Origin of the sequence: Streptomyces paradoxus, assembly GCF_014202475.1 — a bacterium.
Lineage (GTDB): Bacteria > Actinomycetota > Actinomycetes > Streptomycetales > Streptomycetaceae > Streptomyces > Streptomyces paradoxus.
In genome coordinates, this window is sequence record NZ_JACHGV010000005.1 from 585773 (window position 1) to 603596 (window position 17824).

At 72.5% G+C, this 17824-nt stretch carries 15 protein-coding genes and 1 pseudogene; 14 read left to right on the forward strand and 2 right to left on the reverse strand.

The features are described from left to right. Nucleotides 1–136: 136 nt before the first annotated feature. The 3 genes from HNR57_RS20305 to HNR57_RS20315 all read left to right on the forward strand — a co-directional run bounded on the left by HNR57_RS20305 (nucleotide 137) and on the right by HNR57_RS20315 (nucleotide 5823). On the forward strand, nucleotides 137–400 hold the full coding sequence (locus HNR57_RS20305; RefSeq protein WP_010034659.1) for a WhiB family transcriptional regulator: 264 nt from the start codon (nucleotides 137–139) through the stop codon (nucleotides 398–400). A gap of 162 nt (nucleotides 401–562) precedes the next feature. After that, nucleotides 563–4294 (forward strand): glycosyltransferase family 2 protein, encoded by a 3732-nt coding sequence (locus HNR57_RS20310; protein WP_184561413.1) that lies wholly within the window; start codon nucleotides 563–565, stop codon nucleotides 4292–4294. Further along, on the forward strand, nucleotides 4291–5823 hold the full coding sequence (locus HNR57_RS20315; protein ID WP_184561414.1) for a DUF5719 family protein: 1533 nt from the start codon (nucleotides 4291–4293) through the stop codon (nucleotides 5821–5823). Before HNR57_RS20310 ends, HNR57_RS20315 begins: the two co-directional genes overlap by 4 nt. 24 nt (nucleotides 5824–5847) lie before the next feature. On the opposite strand, the gene HNR57_RS20320 is transcribed toward HNR57_RS20315, so the two are convergent. Next, the gene (locus tag HNR57_RS20320) at nucleotides 5848–6303 is read right to left on the reverse strand and encodes a metallopeptidase family protein (protein ID WP_184561415.1); all 456 of its coding nucleotides are present in this window, start codon (nucleotides 6301–6303) and stop codon (nucleotides 5848–5850) included. A gap of 294 nt (nucleotides 6304–6597) precedes the next feature. Here HNR57_RS20320 and HNR57_RS20325 point away from each other — a divergent pair, with 294 nt between their 5' ends. From HNR57_RS20325 to HNR57_RS20365, 10 genes and pseudogenes are all read left to right on the forward strand, one after another. Next, nucleotides 6598–7020 (forward strand): DUF3499 domain-containing protein, encoded by a 423-nt coding sequence (locus HNR57_RS20325; protein ID WP_184561416.1) that lies wholly within the window; start codon nucleotides 6598–6600, stop codon nucleotides 7018–7020. Between the two features lie 94 nt (nucleotides 7021–7114). Beyond that, nucleotides 7115–7237, forward strand: a complete 123-nt coding sequence (locus tag HNR57_RS40305) for a hypothetical protein (protein ID WP_281403894.1) — start codon at nucleotides 7115–7117, stop codon at nucleotides 7235–7237. Next, nucleotides 7219–7527: pseudogene (locus tag HNR57_RS20330) on the forward strand (L-lactate permease); the annotation flags it as partial. The gene HNR57_RS40305 and the pseudogene HNR57_RS20330, both read left to right, overlap by 19 nt. Nucleotides 7528–7630: 103 nt before the next feature. Beyond that, a complete protein-coding gene (locus HNR57_RS20335) occupies nucleotides 7631–8995 on the forward strand; it encodes a phosphomannomutase/phosphoglucomutase (RefSeq protein WP_184561417.1) in 1365 nt (454 codons plus the stop codon). Between the two features lie 70 nt (nucleotides 8996–9065). Beyond that, the gene (locus HNR57_RS20340; RefSeq protein ID WP_184561418.1) at nucleotides 9066–9236 is read left to right on the forward strand and encodes a Trm112 family protein; all 171 of its coding nucleotides are present in this window, start codon (nucleotides 9066–9068) and stop codon (nucleotides 9234–9236) included. Nucleotides 9237–9347: 111 nt separating this feature from the next. Then, nucleotides 9348–10475 (forward strand): SIS domain-containing protein, encoded by a 1128-nt coding sequence (locus HNR57_RS20345; protein WP_184561419.1) that lies wholly within the window; start codon nucleotides 9348–9350, stop codon nucleotides 10473–10475. A gap of 52 nt (nucleotides 10476–10527) precedes the next feature. Further along, a complete protein-coding gene (gene manA, locus HNR57_RS20350) occupies nucleotides 10528–11679 on the forward strand; it encodes a mannose-6-phosphate isomerase, class I (protein ID WP_184561420.1) in 1152 nt (383 codons plus the stop codon). A 154-nt stretch (nucleotides 11680–11833) separates the two neighbouring features. Beyond that, the gene (locus HNR57_RS20355) at nucleotides 11834–12808 is read left to right on the forward strand and encodes a cation diffusion facilitator family transporter (RefSeq protein ID WP_184561421.1); all 975 of its coding nucleotides are present in this window, start codon (nucleotides 11834–11836) and stop codon (nucleotides 12806–12808) included. 325 nt (nucleotides 12809–13133) lie between these two features. After that, nucleotides 13134–14591: an adenosylhomocysteinase gene (ahcY, locus tag HNR57_RS20360; protein WP_184561422.1), complete on the forward strand. Its 1458-nt coding sequence runs from the start codon at nucleotides 13134–13136 to the stop codon at nucleotides 14589–14591. Nucleotides 14592–14725: 134 nt separating this feature from the next. Next, on the forward strand, nucleotides 14726–15340 hold the full coding sequence (locus HNR57_RS20365) for a hypothetical protein (RefSeq protein WP_184561423.1): 615 nt from the start codon (nucleotides 14726–14728) through the stop codon (nucleotides 15338–15340). Between the two features lie 38 nt (nucleotides 15341–15378). Here the strand turns inward: HNR57_RS20365 and HNR57_RS20370 are convergent, their stop codons facing one another. After that, nucleotides 15379–16347, reverse strand: coding sequence for an RDD family protein (locus HNR57_RS20370; protein WP_184561424.1), 969 nt, complete (start codon nucleotides 16345–16347; stop codon nucleotides 15379–15381). A 128-nt stretch (nucleotides 16348–16475) separates the two neighbouring features. On the opposite strand from HNR57_RS20370, the gene HNR57_RS20375 reads away from it, so the two are divergent. Next, nucleotides 16476–17483, forward strand: coding sequence for a stage II sporulation protein M (locus tag HNR57_RS20375; protein WP_184561425.1), 1008 nt, complete (start codon nucleotides 16476–16478; stop codon nucleotides 17481–17483). The last annotated feature ends 341 nt before the right edge of the window (nucleotides 17484–17824 follow it).

Genomic DNA, 17824 nt, shown 5'->3' on the forward strand with positions numbered 1-17824 from the left:
AGAGTGAATAAGGGGCTCAATAGCAGATCTCGGCTTGACTCGCCCGGAGCAGCACACTTGTAATTTCACTCGTGTCGTTCAGCCGGAATCGGTAACGGCTAGATCACGGGGACGCGAAGACAGACGAGGGGCGCACATGACCGAGACGGTGCAGCAACTGCTGGTCGACGACGCGGACGAGGAACTCGGCTGGCAGGAGCGCGCGCTGTGCGCCCAGACCGACCCCGAGTCCTTCTTCCCCGAGAAGGGCGGCTCGACCAGGGAGGCCAAGAAGGTCTGCCTCGCCTGTGAGGTCCGCTCCGAGTGCCTCGAGTACGCCCTCGCCAACGACGAGCGGTTCGGCATCTGGGGCGGCCTGTCCGAGCGGGAGCGCCGCCGGCTGAAGAAGGCGGCCGTCTGACGCCCCACCCTCTGCGTGAACGGCCCGTCGTCCGTGGGTTATCCACAGGCGGCGGGCCGCTTGCTGCGCAGCCGATAGTGTGGGCGCTCGTCCGAGACGCCCCGCCGCCCCCTTTGGGCACGGGCGTCCACCGCAGTCCACCGAACCGGGGCCCGTACCTCGATGTCCGTGCACAGCCACTCGGCAGCTCATCACGACGCCGCTGCCACACCTGAGTTCCCGCGTCATGTGGTGACCGCGGTCCTCGTCTCCCACGACGGCGCCCGCTGGCTGCCCGAGGCGCTCGCCGGGCTGCTCGGCCAGGAGCGGCCCGTCCAGTACGCGATGGGCGCCGACACCGGCAGCGCGGACGCCTCCGCCCAGCTGGTCACCGACGCCCTCGGCGCCGACCGGGTGCTGCACCTGGCCCGCCGCACCGGCTTCGGCCAGGCCGTCGAGGAGTGCGGCCGCACCGCCCCGGTCCTCACCCCGGACGAGCTGCCGTACCTGAAGCGCCCCAGCGGCTGGGACCCCGTCACGCGCTCGTGGCGCGACGACGCCTACGACCTGCCCGAGCTCCCGCACGGCGAACCGGTGCAGTGGCTGTGGCTGCTGCACGACGACTGCGCCCCGGACCCGGACGCCCTGGCCCAGCTGCTGCGGGTCGTGGAGAACGAGTACGAGCTGGGCCGCGAGGACGTCGCCGTCGTGGGTCCCAAACTCCGCGGCTGGTACGACCGGCGGCAGCTGCTGGAGGTCGGCGTCTCCATCGCCAACTCCGGCCGCCGCTGGACCGGCCTGGACCGCCGCGAGCAGGACCAGGGCCAGCACGACCACGTCCGTACCGTGCTCTCGGTGTCCACCGCCGGCATGCTCGTCCGCCGTGACGTCTTCGAGCAGCTCGGCGGGTTCGACCGCCACCTGCCCCTCATGCGCGACGACGTCGACCTGTGCTGGCGCGCGCACGCGGCCGGCTACCGCGTCCTGATCGCCCCCGAGGCGGTCGTCCGCCACGCCGAGGCGTCCAGCCGCGAGCGCCGCACGGTCGACTGCATGGGCCGTACGGCGGCCTCCCCGCACAAGGTCGACAAGGCCGGCGCCGTCTACACCCTGCTCGTCAACTCGCGTACGGCCGTGCTCCCCTGGGTGATGCTGCGGATCGTGCTCGGCACCCTGCTGCGGACCGTGGCCTACCTGGTCGGCAAGGTACCCGGACAGGCCGTCGACGAGATCCGCGGCCTGCTGGGCACGCTGCTGAGGCCCGAGCGGATCCTCGCCGGGCGGCGCGCCAGAGGCGCACCCCAGATCGACAAGGACGAGCTGCGGGCGCTGTTCCCGCCGCCCGGCGCGACCGTCCGCGTCACCGTCGAGCAGGTCGCGAGCAGCCTCGTCGGCCGCTCCGACCCGGAGGCCGCCGCCGGCGCCGGACGGCACGGCGGCGCCGTCGAGTCGGGCCCCGGCGGCGACGACGCCGACTTCCTGGAGATCGAGCAGTTCGCCCGGCTCAAGCGCATCGCGCGCAAGCCCGGCCCGGTGCTCTTCCTGGTGCTGCTGCTCGTCTCCCTGTTCGCCTGCCGTCAGCTCCTGGGCGGCGGCGCCCTCGCGGGCGGCGCCCTGCTGCCCGCCCCGGCCGATTCCGCCGAGCTGTGGTCGCGCTACCTCGACGCCTGGCATCCGGTCGGGGCCGGCGGCACCTCGTCCGCGCCGCCGTACGTCGCGCTCGTGGCGATGCTGGCGTCCCTGCTGTTCGGCTCGACCGGCCTCGCCGTCACGGTCCTGCTCGTCGGCTCGGTGCCCCTGGCCGGCGTCGCCGCCTACTTCGCCTCCCGCCCGCTCGTCGAGTCCAGGCTGTTGCGCGCCTGGGCGGCCGTCGTCTACGCGTTCCTGCCCGCCGCCACCGGCGCCCTCGCCGGCGGCCGCATCGGCACCGCCGTCCTGGCCGTGCTGCTGCCGCTCATCGCCCGCGCGGGCATCGCGGCCGGCGGCCTGGCGAACTCCGCCGGAGCCCGCGGCAGCTGGCGCGCCACCTGGGCGTACGCGCTGCTGCTGACCATCACCACCGCCTTCACGCCGATCGTGTGGCCCATCGCGCTGCTCCTCGGCATCGGACTGCTGGCGCTGCGCCGGAGCGACATCACGGCCTACGGGCTGCGGTTCCTCGCCCAGCTCGGCACCCCCCTGCTGCTCCTGGCGCCCTGGTCGCTGACGCTGCTCCCGTTCGGCTTCCTCAAGGAAGCGGGCCTCGACTACGGCCCCTCGGCCGCCTCCGCCCTCGACCTGCTCGGCGCCAGCCCGGGCGGCCCCGGCACCGTCAGCGGCCTCATGCTCATCGGCATCGTGCTGGCCGCCCTCGCCGCCCTGGTGCGCTCGGAACGCCAGGCGGGCATCTGGACGGCCTGGACCGTCGCCCTCGTCGGCTTCGTCTTCGCGGTCCTGTCCAACAGCTCCACCTGGGCCGGCCCGGCGACCCTCGTCTACGGCATCGCCCTGCTGGCCGCCGCCGCGCTCGGCGCCGACGGGGCACGCGCGCGGGTGGCCGAGCAGAGCTTCGGCTGGCGCCAGCCGGTCGCCGTGCTGATCGCCTTCGCCTCAGCCGCGGGCCCGCTGCTCATCGCCGCCGGCTGGATGATCCGCGGCGCCGACGGCCCGCTGGAGCGACGCGATCCGACCCAGGTCCCCGCGTTCGTCGCCGAGGAGAGCGGCACCCGCGACCAGGCCCGCACGCTCGTCCTCGACAGCGACTCCGGCGCCCGCGTCGGCTACATGCTGGTCCGCGGCTCGGGCGCCCGCCTCGGCGACGGCGAGATCGCCGCCGCCGACGGGGAGAACGGCAGGCTCGACAAGGTCGTCGCCAACCTGGTCGCCGGTTCCGGTGCCGACCAGGCCGACCAGCTCGGCGGCTTCGCCGTGCGCTACGTCCTCGTCCACCAGGGCGCGCCCCGCGAGGTCACCCGCGTCCTCGACGCCACGCCCGGCCTGACCCGCCTCAGCCAGCAGGCCGGCGGCGCCCTGTGGCGCGTCAACCGCGAGGTGGCGCGCGCCACCATCGCCCCCGCCTCCGGATCCGGCACCCCGCAGCCCGTCGCCGCCGGACCCGTCGACATCCACACCACCATCCCGGCCGGCGCGGGCGGACGCGTGCTGCGCCTCGCCGACTCGGCCTCCGACGGCTGGTCCGCCACGCTCGACGGCAAGCCGCTGACCCGCACCACGGTCGACGGCTGGGCCCAGGGCTTCGAACTCCCCGCCGGTGGCGGCAGGCTGGACGTCACCTACGACGACCCGATCGGCCACACGGCCTGGCTGTGGGTCCAGGGCCTGCTCGCCGTCGTCCTGGTGGTGCTCGCCCTGCCCGGCCGGCGCCGCGACATCGACGACGACCTCCCCGACGAGCCGGCCGTCCCGGCCCAGGCCGTCGCCGGCGAGGGCCGCCGCGCCCGCCGCCTGCGCGCCCAGGCGGAGGCCGAGACCGAAGAGGCCGCCGGGCCCGCCGGACCCGATGAGTTCCCGCCCCCGCAACCGCAGCAGCCGCCGGTGGCCGTGCCCCAGCAGCAGAACCACGGGGTGGGGGTCCCCCCGGGAGAGGATGTTCGAGCCTGGGGGAGGGACAACGCCGGCTACCAGGGCGGCCAGTACGCGAACCACGGCGACCAGTACCAGAACGCGCAGTACCCGGCGGACGCCTACGGACAGCAGTACCCGGCGGACCCGTACCAGGGCGGCCAGTACGACCCGTACGCGTACGGCGGCCAGGGCCAGGGTCAGGGCCACACGCCGCCGTACGACCAGGCCGGCTACGACCAGGCGGCGTACGACCAGGCCTACCAGCAGGGCTACGGCACGCCGTACGACCCGGGCCAGCAGCACCACCCCCACGGCACGGGCAGTGAGCGTCCCGACGGGAGCCAGCAGTGAACCGCACCACCCTGTCCCTGATCGCCGGCACGACCGCGCTCGCCGCCGTCACCGGCTTCGCCGCGCTGTCCGCTCCGGACGCCCCGGGCACGGACACCGCCGCCAAGGCGGCCGCCCAACTGCCCGTGGAGCGCACGAGCCTGGTGTGCCCGGCGCCCAGCACGTCCGACCTCGCGGAGACGTCCTACACCTCCTTCACGCCCGTCACGAAGGGCACCGGAAGCGGCGGCAAGGCCGAACTGCGCGCGGCCGCCGAGGAGTCGGCGGACGCCGCGGCCGAGGGCGAGGACGAAGGCACGGCCAAGGACGACGGGAAGTCCGGCAAGGACAAGTCCGCACAACCGGTGCTGACTCCCAAGGAGCCCGGCAAGCCGGTCACCGGCGAAAGCTCCGGCGGCGACGCGCCGGCCCTCGTCGGGACCGCGGACGGCAGGTTCGCGCCCGGCTGGACCGTCCAGGAGACGACCGAGGTCGCCGCGGGGACGGGGCGGGGCCTGCAGGGCGTCAACTGCATGGCTCCGGACACCGACTTCTGGTTCCCCGGCGCCAGCACGGACGCCGACCGCACCGACTACGTCCACCTCACCAACCCAGACGACTCGGCCGCCGTGGTCGACATCGAGCTCTACGGCAAGGACGGCGCCCTGAAGTCCGCGGTGGGGGAGGGCATCACGGTCGGGCCGCACTCCAGCGAACCGGTCCTGCTGTCCACCCTCACCGACGAGCGGCAGACCAACCTCACCGTGCACGTCAACGTCCGCAGCGGACGCGTGGGCGCCGCCGTGCAGGCCCTGGACGACAAGATCGGCGGTGACTGGCTGGCCGCGTCCGCGGACCCGTCGGGCAGCCTGGTCCTGCCCGGCATCCCCAAGGACGCCACCGCCGTGCGCCTGGTCGCCTTCACCCCCGCCGACGCCGACGCGGACCTGAAGGTGCGCCTGGCCTCTCCCTCCGGGCTGATCACCCCGGCCGGTCACGAGACCGTGCACGTCAAGGGAGGCATGACGACCGCCGTCGACCTGGGCGACGTCACCCGCGGCGAGGCGGGCTCCCTGGTGCTGACGCCGACGGACCGGTCCGTGCCGGTCGTGGCGGCCCTGCGGGTCGTCCGCGGCAAGGGCGACAAGCAGGAGACGGCGTTCATCCCGGCCGGCCGCCCCGTCGGCACGCGCGCGACGTCCGCGGACAACAGCGGCAAGGACAGCACCCTGTCCCTGACGGCCCCCCGCACCGCCGCCACGGTCAAGGTCACCGCCTCGGCCGGCAGCGAGGGCGGGACCCCAGTGTCGAAGACGTACACGATCAAGGCCGGCACGACCCAGGACGTCGAGCCCCCGGTCCCCGGTGGCCTGAAGGGCACGTACGCGCTCACGGTCGAGCCGGTCTCGGGCGGTCCGGTCTACGGGGCCCGCACCCTCGCGGCGAACGAGGACGGTGTCCCCGCCTTCACCGTGCAGACCCTGCCGGACGACCGCGGGATGGTGGCCGTACCGGAGGCGGACGAAGACCTGTCGGTGCTCCAGAGGTAGGCCGGGCGGGCCGGGGGGCCCGGCTCAGCCCTGGTCCTCGCCGTAGCGCGGATCGACCGTCTCCGGCGTCAGCCCGAGGAGCTCGGCGACCTGCTCGACGACGACCTCGTGCACCAGCGCCGCCCGCTCGTCGCGCCCCTTGGTGCGGATCTCGACGGGCCGCCGGTAGACGACCACGCGCGCGGGGCGGCCCTCGCGTGCGCTGATCGTGCCGCCGAGCGGAACCGCCTCGTCGTTCCAGGCCTGGCCGGGCCCGTCGAGCCGCGGCACCTCCAGGACGAGGAAGTCGATGTCGGCGAGCTGCGGCCACCGCCGCTCCAGACGCTCCACGGAGTCCTGCACCAGATCGGCGAACGCGTCCGCGCGGCTCGCGGCGAGCGGCACCTGCGGCGGTGCGATGGGGCCGCGCATGCCCCGTCCGTGGCGATCACGACGGCGGGGCCCGGGGGCGGCGGCACGGGGCGTTACGGGCTTGTCCATCACTGGTGAAGGGTAGTCCCCGCCGCGCCCCCGCGCCCGGCACCGCACGGCGGCACGGACGGCTTCCGGCCGCGCCGCACGGCATGTCGTTACATGACCATTCAAGCCAAGGTTGGGCTCAAATCCGTATCCCGCCGAGACCGGTGATCTCACGGCAATTGAGGGTTTTGTGTTGACTCTTGACCGGTTGCGGGACCGTTCGACACCCTGGACGGCGATGTCATGGCTGGTCAGCAGGGTGCGTCCGCAGGCGTGTGTGGGGCGTCTCACAGCACGACACGGTGGGGTGACCTGGTGGAGAGTCGTCGCGGCCCGCTCAAGAGTGCGGTACCGTCCAACGTCGTGAGCCCTGTACGTCGCTGTTCGCGCACCGCCTGCGGCCGTCCCGCCGTCGCGACGCTGACGTACGTCTACGCCGACTCGACCGCGGTCCTCGGCCCGCTCGCCACCTACGCTGAACCCCACTGTTACGACCTGTGCGCCGAGCACTCCGAGCGCCTCACCGCCCCGCGTGGCTGGGAGGTCGTCCGGCTCCTCGACGGTTCGGCCCCGGCCCGCCCGAGCGGCGACGACCTGGAAGCGCTTGCGAACGCCGTGCGCGAGGCGGCCCGTCCCCAGCAGCGGGCGGCCGAGGCCGGCGGCGGAGGCCGCGGGGCCGACCCGAGGGAGGTCGCGCGACGCGGCCATCTGCGGGTCCTGCGGTCGCCCGACAACTGACCGCACCCCCGGTTTCTCCCCCCGCGCACCCACTGACGCGAGCTCGGCGCGGACATGGCCATTCCGTTTTGAGGACGCGAGAAATCGCTTTCGCATGACGGAAACCGGGGAGGCGCCCGTGTACGTCCAGGAACTGGAACCCGTCGCCGGCTCGCTCGGCCTCTCCGCCCCTGGTGGGGCCCTGCCCCTGGTGATCGCTGGTTCGGCGTCGCCGTGACCGGCTCGGACACCTCCGCCAATGCCCTCTTCGGCGCCCTCCAGGTCACCGCCGCCCGCGAGTCCGGACTCTCGCCCGAGCTGCTGGCCGCCGCCAACAGCTCCGGCGGCGTCCTCGGCAAGATGATCTCCCCGCAGAACCTCACCATCGCCTGCGCGGCCGTCGGACTCGCCGGCCGCGAGGGCGACCTGCTGCGCAAGGTGCTGCCGTGGAGCCTGGGCCTGCTGCTGGTGATGTGCCTGATCGTGGTGGGCCAGAGCACCCCGGTCCTGGGCTGGATGCTGCCCTGACCTGAGGTTACGGCTGGGAGTCCTCTCGGCGTCCGCCCGGCGCGCTGTCGGTGGGCGGAGGTAGTTTGTGCGGACCGACGGTACTTTTTCAGGAAGGTTGGCCGTGGCTGCTGATCTGTCGCAGGTCGTGAAGGCGTACGACGTACGCGGAGTCGTCCCCGACCAGTGGGACGAGTCCCTGGCCGAGCTCTTCGGAGCGGCCTTCGTACGGGTCACCGGCGCGAGCGCCATCACGACGGGGCACGACATGCGGCCCTCCTCACCGGGCCTGTCGCGAGCCTTCGCGCGCGGGGCGGCCGCGCTGGGCGCGGACGTGACGGAGATCGGCCTCTGCTCGACCGACCAGCTGTACTACGCCTCGGGCGCGCTGAACCTGCCTGGCGCCATGTTCACCGCCTCCCACAACCCGGCCCAGTACAACGGCATCAAGATGTGCCGCTCGGGCGCCGCCCCGGTCGGCCAGGACACCGGCCTTGCCGAGATCCGCGAACTGGTCGAGGGATGGAGCGAGTCGGGCGCCCCGCAGCCGGCCGCGAAGGCGGGCACGATCACCGGCCGCGACACGCTGTCGGACTACGCGGCCCACCTGCGCTCCCTGGTCGACCTGACCTCCAACCGCCCCCTGAAGGTCGTCGTCGACGCGGGCAACGGCATGGGCGGGCACACCGTCCCCGAGGTCTTCGCCGGCCTGCCCCTGGACCTGGTCCCGATGTACTTCGAGCTCGACGGCACCTTCCCCAACCACGAGGCCAACCCCCTCGACCCGGCCAACCTCGTCGACCTGCAGAAGCGGGTCCGCGAGGAGGGCGCCGACCTGGGCCTCGCCTTCGACGGCGACGCCGACCGCTGCTTCGTCGTCGACGAGCGCGGCGAACCGGTCTCCCCGTCGGCGATCACCGCCCTCGTCGCCTCCCGCGAACTGGCCCGGCACGGCGGCAAGGGCACGATCATCCACAACCTGATCACGTCCTGGTCGGTCCCCGAGGTCGTCGAGGAGAACGGCGGCAGCCCGGTCCGCACCCGCGTCGGCCACTCCTTCATCAAGGCCGAGATGGCCCGCACCGGCGCGATCTTCGGCGGCGAGCACTCCGCCCACTACTACTTCCGCGACTTCTGGAACGCCGACACCGGCATGCTGGCCGCCCTCCACGTCCTGGCGGCCCTCGGCGGCCAGGACGGCCCCCTCTCCTCCCTCGTGGCCCAGTACGACCGCTACGCCGGCTCAGGCGAGATCAACTCCACCGTCGCCGACCAGCAGGCCAGCCTCGCCGCGATCCGCTCCGCGTACGGCACCCGCGAGGGCATCACCCTCGACGAGCTCGACGGCCTCACGGTCTCCTCCGCCGACTGGTGGTTCAACGTCCGCCCGTCCAACACGGAACCGCTGCTGCGCCTGAACGCGGAGGCGAGGGACGCCGCGACGATGGCCCGGGTGCGCGACGAGGTGCTGGGAATCATCAGGAGCTGAGGCCCCACCCGCACCGGCGGTAACCTGACCAGGCACGACCCCACGCGCCCGCACCTCGGAGGAACCCCTCATGCCCCTCGAATCCGGCCTCCTCGAAATCCTCGCCTGCCCGGCCTGCCACGCCCCCCTCAAGGAGCAGGAAGCCGAACTGATCTGCACCGACAGCAGCTGCGGCCTGGCCTACCCCGTCCGCGACGGCATCCCCGTCCTGCTCGTCGACGAGGCCCGCCGACCCGCGTGACCGGCGGGGGCGCACGCACCAGCGCAAAACCCCGGTGCACATAGCCCCCGGCACAGCGGGCACGATCCAGGACACCCGACAACGGACCCCGGCGATGGGAAGCTGCCGCCCATGCTCGACGAATCGCTGCTCGACTCCCCGGAGGGCCTCGCCGAGGCCGACCACCGCGGACTGCTCCGCGGCGCCGCAGAAGCCGGCGCCCGCGTCCGCACCGCCGCCCGCCACGCCGCCGAGGCCGGCGTGGGCGACCTCAAGCCGGACGGCCGCCCCCGCGCGGTCCTCATCGCCGGCCCGGGTGCCGCCGCCACCCACGCCGCCGACCTCATCGGCACGCTCGCCGGCGCCGGCAGCCCGGTCACCCGCCTCGCCCCCACCGGCGTCGCCCCCGCCGCCGGCGCCCTGCGCTGGGAACTGCCCGGCTGGGTCGGCTCCGTGGACCTCCTGCTGATCACCACCCCGGACGGCACCGAACCCGGCCTGTCCCTCCTCGCCGAGCAGGCCTACCGCCGGGGCTGCACCGTCGTCGCCGTGGCCCCCGCCCGCACCCCGCTCGCCGACGCCGTCGCCGGCGCGCACGGCCTGTTCGTCCCCATGGCGACCGCCCCGTACGACCAGGACGAGCCCCTCGCCGCGTCCGCCCCCGGCGTCCTGTGGGCCCTGCTCACCCCGCTGCTCGCGCTCCTGGACCGCACCGGTGTGCTCGCCGCCCCGCCGGACGCCCTCGGCAAGGTCGCCGACCGCCTCGACCGCGTCGCCGAACGCTGCGGCCCGGCCATCGCCACGTACAGCAACGCCGCCAAGACCCTCGCCGCCGAACTGGCCGACGCACTCCCGGTCGTCTGGACCGAGGGCGTCTCGGCCGGCCCGGCCGGCCGCCGCTTCGCCGCCGCCCTCGCCGAACTGTCCGGAACCCCCGCGGTCGTCGCCGAACTCCCCGAGGCGCTCGCCGCCCACGGCGCCCTGCTCGCCGGACCACTGGCCGCCAGCGCCGACCCCGACGACTTCTTCCGCGACCGCGTCGAGGAACCACCCGCCCTGCACGCGCGCGTGGTCCTGCTCCGCGACCGCCCCATCGGCGGCCTCACCGCCGCCCCCGGCGCCCGCGACCTCGCCCTCAGCCACGACACACCGATCAGCGAGCTGGAACCGGAGGCCGGCGACGAACTGGAGACCCTCGCGGAACTGATCGCCATCACGGATTTCGCCGCGGTTTACCTGGCGCTCGCTTCGAGGGCCTGATCTTGCCCGGGACACCCTGAGCGCCCGCACCCCGCACACCCAGAGAGAACCCATGGACCGCCTCGACAACACCATCCGCCCCTACGCGTGGGGTTCCCCGACCGCCATCCCGCAGCTGCTCGGCGTCGAACCGACCGGCGAACCGCAGGCGGAGATGTGGATGGGCGCCCACCCCGGCGCGCCCTCGCGCACCGACCGGGGCACACTCGTCGAGGTCGTCGGCGCCGACCCCGAGAAGGAACTCGGACCCGCCGCCGTCGCCAAGTTCGGCCCCCGGCTGCCCTTCCTCCTCAAGCTCCTCGCCGCGGGCGCCCCGCTCTCCCTCCAGGTCCACCCCGACCTCGCCCAGGCGAAGGAGGGCTACGCGGACGAGGAACGCCGCGGCATCCCCGTGGACGCCCCGCACCGCAACTACAAGGACGCCAACCACAAGCCCGAACTGATCTGCGCCCTCACCGAGTTCGACGGCCTGTGCGGCTTCCGCGCCCCGCTGGAGGCCGCGGCCCTCCTCGACGACCTCGGAGTCGACTCCCTCAAGCCCTACGTCGACCTGCTGCACGCCCATCCCGAGGACGCCGCCCTGCGCGAGGTCCTCACGGCGATCCTCACCGCCGACCCCGACGAGATGTCCCGGACCGTCGCGGAAGCGGCCGCCGCCTGCGACCGCCTCGGCGGCGCCTACGCCCCCTACGCCGACATCGCCCACCACTACCCGGGCGACCCCGGCGTCATCGCCGCGATGCTGCTGAACCACGTCCGGCTCCAGCCCGGCGAGGCCCTCTACCTCGGCGCCGGCGTCCCGCACGCCTACCTGAACGGCCTCGGCGTGGAGATCATGGCCAACTCCGACAACGTCCTGCGCTGCGGCCTGACCCCCAAGCACGTCGACGTCCCCGAACTCCTGCGCATCGTCCGCTTCCTCCCCAGCGACCCCGGCGTCCTGCGCCCCGAGGCCTCCCCGGACGGCGAAGAGGTCTACGAAACCCCCATCGACGAGTTCCGCCTCTCCCGCTACGTCCTGCCCGAAGCCGGCACCGCCCACGACCTCACCCGCCCGACCCCGCAGATCCTGCTCTGCACGGCCGGTACGGTCCGCGTCGGCGAGCACGAGCTGACCCCCGGCGCGTCCGTCTTCGTCCCGGCCGGCGAAAAGGCCGAAGTGTCCGGAACGGGAACGCTTTTCCGGGCCACCGTCATCGCCTGACCGTTTCGACGCCCCCCGTGCTGGTGACCTGAGACACCGCGGCCGGAACGGGCTGCAACAATGGCCCACCGTCAAGCACGGGCAAAGCCACGGACGCCGCACACGGCGGCGTCCCGGCCCTGAGAAACGGCGTACGAAGGGACATCGCGAACATATGAGCGCGTCAGGCGGCACCAAGGCGATCGTGGCGGCACTGGCCGCCAACCTCGCGATCGCGGTAGCGAAGTTCGTGGCGTTCATCTTCAGCAACTCGTCGTCGATGCTCGCCGAGTCCGTCCACTCACTCGCCGACTCCGGCAACCAGGCGCTGCTCCTGGTCGGCGGCAAGAAGGCGAAGCGCGAGGCCACCCCGCAGCATCCCTTCGGCTACGGCCGCGAGCGCTACATCTACGCCTTCCTCGTCTCCATCGTCCTCTTCTCGGTCGGCGGCATGTTCGCCCTCTACGAGGGCTACGAGAAGATCAAGCACCCGCATGAGCTGACGAACTGGTACTGGCCGGTCGGCGTCCTGGTCTTCGCGATCATCGCCGAGACCTTCTCCTTCCGCACGGCCATCAAGGAGTCCAACGCCCTGCGCGGCCAGCGCTCCTGGAAGGAGTTCGTCCGCCACGCCAAGGCGCCGGAGCTCCCGGTCGTCCTCCTGGAGGACCTCGGCGCCCTCGTCGGCCTCATCCTCGCCCTCGGCGGTGTCGGCCTCGCCCTGCTCACCGGCGACAGCGTCTGGGACGGCATCGGCACCCTCTGCATCGGCATCCTGCTCATCGTGATCGCCCTGGTCCTCGCCGCCGAGACCAAGTCGCTGCTGCTCGGCGAGTCCGCCGGCACCGAGGAGACCCAGAAGATCGAAGCCGCGCTCGTCGACGGCACCACCGTCACCCGCATCATCCACATGCGCACGCTCCACCTCGGCCCCGACGAACTCCTCGTCGCCGCCAAGATCGCCGTCCAGCACGACGACACGGCGACCGAGATCGCCGCCGCCATCGACGCCGCCGAGGCCCGCATCCGCGACGCCGTCCCGATCGCCCGCGTGATCTACCTCGAACCGGACGTCTACAGCGAGGCCGAGGCGGCCAAGGGCCCCGACCCCGAGGCCTCCCCCGGAGGCCCGGCCCCCGCGGCCCACTGACCTCCGCCGCTCGCGCCCACGGGGCCCGCCGGACCACCCGGCGGGCCCCGTCGCCGTCCCCGGACCCGCCGGACGATCGCTTGAGGGATTCACGGGCGGGCTGGGGTTCGCCCCCGCCCCCGGTGTAGCTTGGGACGGAGCCAGACGTCGCTGCTGATGGCGGTCGGGCGGTCCCCACGCGGACCGGCCGAGGGAGAGAGGGCCTCCGACGGACTGCGCTGCGCGTACGCGGGCATGCCTGTGTCCTCTTTCGGGCACTCCTGTGTCCGCCGCCGCGCAGACCAGCCGTACCCACCCTCGACCCAACCCCGAGGAGCAGCTCGCAATGACGACTGTCGAGAACCGACAGGACTTCAAGGTCGCCGACCTCTCCCTGGCCGAGTTCGGCCGCAAGGAGATCACCCTCGCCGAGCACGAGATGCCGGGCCTGATGGCGATCCGCAAGGAGTACGCCGAGGCGCAGCCCCTCGCAGGCGCCCGTGTCACCGGCTCCCTGCACATGACCGTGCAGACCGCCGTGCTCATCGAGACCCTGGTCGCCCTCGGCGCGCAGGTCCGCTGGGCCTCCTGCAACATCTTCTCCACCCAGGACCACGCGGCCGCCGCCATCGCCGTCGGCCCGAACGGCACCGTGGACAACCCCCAGGGCGTCCCGGTCTTCGCCTGGAAGGGCGAGACCCTGGACGAGTACTGGTGGTGCACCGAGCAGGCGCTGACCTGGCCGGACAGCCCCACTGGCGGCCCCAACATGATCCTGGACGACGGCGGCGACGCCACCCTCCTCGTCCACAAGGGCGTCGAGTACGAGAAGGACGGCAAGGTCCCCTCGCCCGACACCGCCGAGTCCGACGAGCACCGCGTCATCCTCGAACTGCTGACCCGCACCCTGGGCGAGAACCCCCAGAAGTGGACCCAGCTGTCCTCCGAGATCCGCGGCGTCACCGAGGAGACCACGACCGGCGTCCACCGCCTGTACGAGATGCAGCGCGACGGTGTCCTGCTGTTCCCGGCGATCAACGTCAACGACGCCGTCACCAAGTCGAAGTTCGACAACAAGTACGGCTGCCGCCACTCCCTCATCGACGGCATCAACCGCGCCACCGACGTCCTCATCGGCGGCAAGACCGCGGTCGTCTTCGGCTACGGCGACGTCGGCAAGGGCTGCGCGGAGTCCCTGCGCGGACAGGGCGCCCGGGTGATCGTCACCGAGATCGACCCGATCTGCGCCCTCCAGGCCGCGATGGACGGCTACCAGGTCGCGACCCTCGAAGACGTCGTCGAGACCGCCGACATCTTCATCACCACGACCGGCAACAAGGACATCATCATGGCCTCGGACATGGCCAAGATGAAGCACCAGGCCATCGTCGGCAACATCGGCCACTTCGACAACGAGATCGACATGGCCGGCCTCGCCAAGATCCCCGGCATCGTCAAGGACGAGGTCAAGCCGCAGGTCCACACCTGGACCTTCCCCGACGGCAAGGTGATCATCGTCCTGTCCGAGGGCCGCCTGCTGAACCTGGGCAACGCCACCGGCCACCCGTCGTTCGTGATGTCCAACTCCTTCGCGGACCAGACCCTGGCCCAGATCGAGCTGTTCACCAAGCCCGACGAGTACCCGACCGGCGTCTACGTGCTGCCCAAGCACCTCGACGAGAAGGTCGCCCGCCTCCACCTCGACGCGCTCGGCGTGAAGCTCACGACGCTCCGCCCCGAGCAGGCCGAGTACATCGGCGTGCAGGTCGAGGGCCCGTTCAAGCCGGACCACTACCGCTACTGAGCTGAGCAGCACCGCTGCCGGTCAGCCGGCTACCGGTTCAGATCTCCGAGGCAGGCCCCCGCACCCCCGTGCCGGGGGCCTGCCCCGTTTGACGGACCGGCGACCGGTCCAGCCCGTCAAGACCCAGGACCCCCATGCCCCGCGGCCGCTATTCGCTCCACGATCCGCACGATCACACCCCCCTCGCGGAAGAGCACTTCCAGTGCGCCCCCGGCCCCTCCGGCTGGCGCTACGTCTCCCAGCTGACCACCCCCGCAGGCGATCACCACGGCTCCGTCGACCTCACCCTCGACGAACTGGGCCGCCCCCTCCGCCTCGAACTGCACGCCGCCGCCTGGCAGGTCCGCGGCGCCGCCCTCGACGGCGTCACCTGGGTCCGCACCGATCCCACCGGGACCGAGGCCACCGAAGGCAATGTGCGCGCCCACGCCTTCACCGGCACGTCCCCGGCGTTCCTCGTCGCCACCGCCCGCCTCCTGCGCCTCACCCCCTCCACGGCAGCCACCCGCGTACGCCTCGTCGCTTTCACGGACCCGGTCCTCGCCCCACGCACCGTGGACCAGTCCTGGACCTTGCTGAAAAGCGAAGCACACGCCACTGACAACGACCCCCTGACCGTGGACGAATACCAGGTCACAGCCCTGGACACGGGCGAGCAGCACACCGTGCACATCGCCGGGGACGTGGTACTCGCGGCCCCCGGCATCGAGCTCGAAGACCTGGAGTCACCGCCGTCGGTGTTCACCTGAGCAGGCAGCCGAGCCCGGCAGGCCTGCTCCGCCCTCTCCTACGCCGGTGGCACGAACCCGGTGCCGGGCCGCTCGCCCGCCGGAACACCCGGTGACTCCGCGGGCCGCCGCTCCCCGCCGGACGGCTCGGCGACCACCTCGGGCGCCCCGACCAGCCGCGCAGGGCCGACAGGTGTCTCGCCCACAGCCGGTGGCTTGCCCGTACCCGCCGGGCCGCTCGTCGCCGGAGCCGCGGCGGACGCGGCAGCGGGGGCCGAGTCGCTCCCGAAGGCCCGCCGGGCCTCCCGCGCCTGCCGTTCCTGCACGACCGCGGCCAGATAAGCCGCCGGCGGCACACCCTGCGGCACCGGAGCGCCCGTCCGCTCGGCGAGATCCGACGCCAGCCGCTCCGCCATCGACCAGCCGACCTGCGGATCCAGCTGCTGCATGCGCGTCAGGTACTGCCGGACGGCGAGCCACAGCCCGTCGGGCACCGCGGACAGATCGAGCCCCGAGAACCGCCCCGCCAGCCAGGGCGGAGGAGGCGGCACAAAGCCGGTCCGTGTGACCGGAATCCGCTCCCGCACGACCAGCGTCCCCGCGAACACATCCCCGAGCCGCCGCCCACGCGCCGACACGAACGAGGCGATACAGGCGACGATCCCGAAGGTCATGAGGATCTCGATCACGCCGATCAAGCCCCTCACCAGCGCATGGCGGAACCGGATCGGACCCCCGTCGTCCCGCACCACCCGAAGCCCGCACGCCATCTTCCCGAGCGACCGCCCGTGACTGAGCGTCTCCACCGCGATCGGCCCGCCCACCAGGACGAGAACGAACGACGCGATGGACAGCGCCGTCTGCGCCGCCTCGTCGAGTGAAGCCGTGGAGGTGACCAGCACGATGGTCACCGCGACGTAGACCGCCATGGCCGCCAAGAGATCGAGCAGTACGGCCAGCGCCCTGCTGGGCAGCCTCGCGGGGCGCAGCTCCAATGCCACAGCCTCGCCCGTCACCAGCTCACTCACGCCTGCCGTCCTTCCCCTGCCCTGCCCCCGACAGGGCCAGTCTGCCAAGCTGAGGGCGCATCGCACCGTAGTACGACAAGCTGATCCACGACGAGCCTCCGACGACCAGCCGAGGAGCAGGCACCCCGATGGACCTCGACGTCTTCGTCTCCGCCCACCGAGCGGAGTGGGACCGCCTCGAAGCCTTGCTCCGCCGCCAGCGCCGCCTCAACGGCGCGGAAGCCGACGAACTCGTCACCCTCTACCAGCGCACGGCGACGCACCTCTCCCTGATCCAGTCCAGTGCCCCCGACCCACAACTGACCGGTCGGCTCAGCCAACTCGTGGCACGCGCGCGTAGTGCCGTGACAGGCACCCGACGCGCCTCCTGGCGCGATGTCACACGCTTCCTGGCCCACGGTTTCCCGGCCGCCGTCTACAAGTCGCGCCACTGGTGGGTACCCACCGCGCTTCTGTCGACGGCCGTCGCGGCCCTCCTGGGCTGGTGGATCGGTACCCACCCCGAAGTACAGGCCTCCATCGCGGCCCCCAGCGAACTCCGCGAGCTGACCCGCCCTGGCGGCCAGTACGAGACGTACTACTCCAGCCACCCGGCGGCGAGCTTCGCCGCCCAGGTCTGGACGAACAACGCCTGGGCCGCCGCCCTGTGCCTCATCCTGGGGGTCTTCCTGGGGCTCCCGGTCCTCTGGATCCTCTTCCAGAACATGCTGAACCTCGGTATCGGCGTGGGCCTGATGTCCTCGGCCGGCCGCCTCGACACCTTCCTGGGCCTGGTGCTCCCGCACGGCCTCCTCGAACTGACCGCGGTCTTCGTCGCGGCCGGCACCGGCCTGCGCCTGGGCTGGACCCTCATCGACCCCGGCCCCCGGACGCGGCGGACAGCGCTCGCGGAAGAAGGCCGGGCCGCCATAGGCATGGCCATCGGCCTGGCCCTCGTCCTCTTCGTCTCCGGCGCCATCGAAGGCTTCGTCACCCCGTCCGGCCTCCCCACCTGGGCCCGCATCACCATCGGGATCGCCGCCGAAGTGGCTTTCCTGGCCTACGTCTACGTCCTGGGCGGCCGTGCCGCCCGTGCGGGAGAGACCGGGGACGTCGAGGCAGCGGAACGCAGCGCGACCGTCCCCACAGCCGCCTGATCGTCCCGCCCGCAGGCGGATGTGCGACCACCTCCGTTCAGCTGCTAGTCTCCTCTTCGCCCCACAGGAGCCGTTGACACGGCGAGTGCGGGGAGGTAGATTAGAACAGTTGCCTGGAGATGGGCCATAGCCCCAGACCAGTCAGAGTGAACATCTACTTGCTTCTTGAAACCCTGATTTCATTGAAGCCTCTCCCGATGAATCGGAAATGAGCGGCCGGTCAGTCCGGCCCGAAACTTCTGATAAAGTCGGAACCGCCGGAAAGGGAAACGCGGAAGCGGGAACCTGGAAAGCACCGAGGAAATCGGATCGGAAAGATCTGATAGAGTCGGAAACGCAAG

Bases quoted from the DNA above. Each gene is read 5' to 3' on its own strand.
- HNR57_RS20305 (WP_010034659.1), top strand. From the start codon at position 137: ATGACCGAGACGGTGCAGCAACTGCTGGTCGACGACGCGGACGAGGAA.
- HNR57_RS20355 (WP_184561421.1), top strand. From the start codon at position 11,834: ATGAGCGCGTCAGGCGGCACCAAGGCGATCGTGGCGGCACTGGCCGCC.
- HNR57_RS20345 (WP_184561419.1), top strand. From the start codon at position 9,348: ATGCTCGACGAATCGCTGCTCGACTCCCCGGAGGGCCTCGCCGAGGCC.
- HNR57_RS20375 (WP_184561425.1), top strand. From the start codon at position 16,476: ATGGACCTCGACGTCTTCGTCTCCGCCCACCGAGCGGAGTGGGACCGC.
- manA (WP_184561420.1), top strand. From the start codon at position 10,528: ATGGACCGCCTCGACAACACCATCCGCCCCTACGCGTGGGGTTCCCCG.
- HNR57_RS20310 (WP_184561413.1), top strand. From the start codon at position 563: ATGTCCGTGCACAGCCACTCGGCAGCTCATCACGACGCCGCTGCCACA.
- HNR57_RS20365 (WP_184561423.1), top strand. From the start codon at position 14,726: ATGCCCCGCGGCCGCTATTCGCTCCACGATCCGCACGATCACACCCCC.
- ahcY (WP_184561422.1), top strand. From the start codon at position 13,134: ATGACGACTGTCGAGAACCGACAGGACTTCAAGGTCGCCGACCTCTCC.
- HNR57_RS40305 (WP_281403894.1), top strand. From the start codon at position 7,115: ATGACGGAAACCGGGGAGGCGCCCGTGTACGTCCAGGAACTGGAACCC.
- HNR57_RS20340 (WP_184561418.1), top strand. From the start codon at position 9,066: ATGCCCCTCGAATCCGGCCTCCTCGAAATCCTCGCCTGCCCGGCCTGC.
- HNR57_RS20320 (WP_184561415.1), bottom strand. From the start codon at position 6,303: ATGGACAAGCCCGTAACGCCCCGTGCCGCCGCCCCCGGGCCCCGCCGT.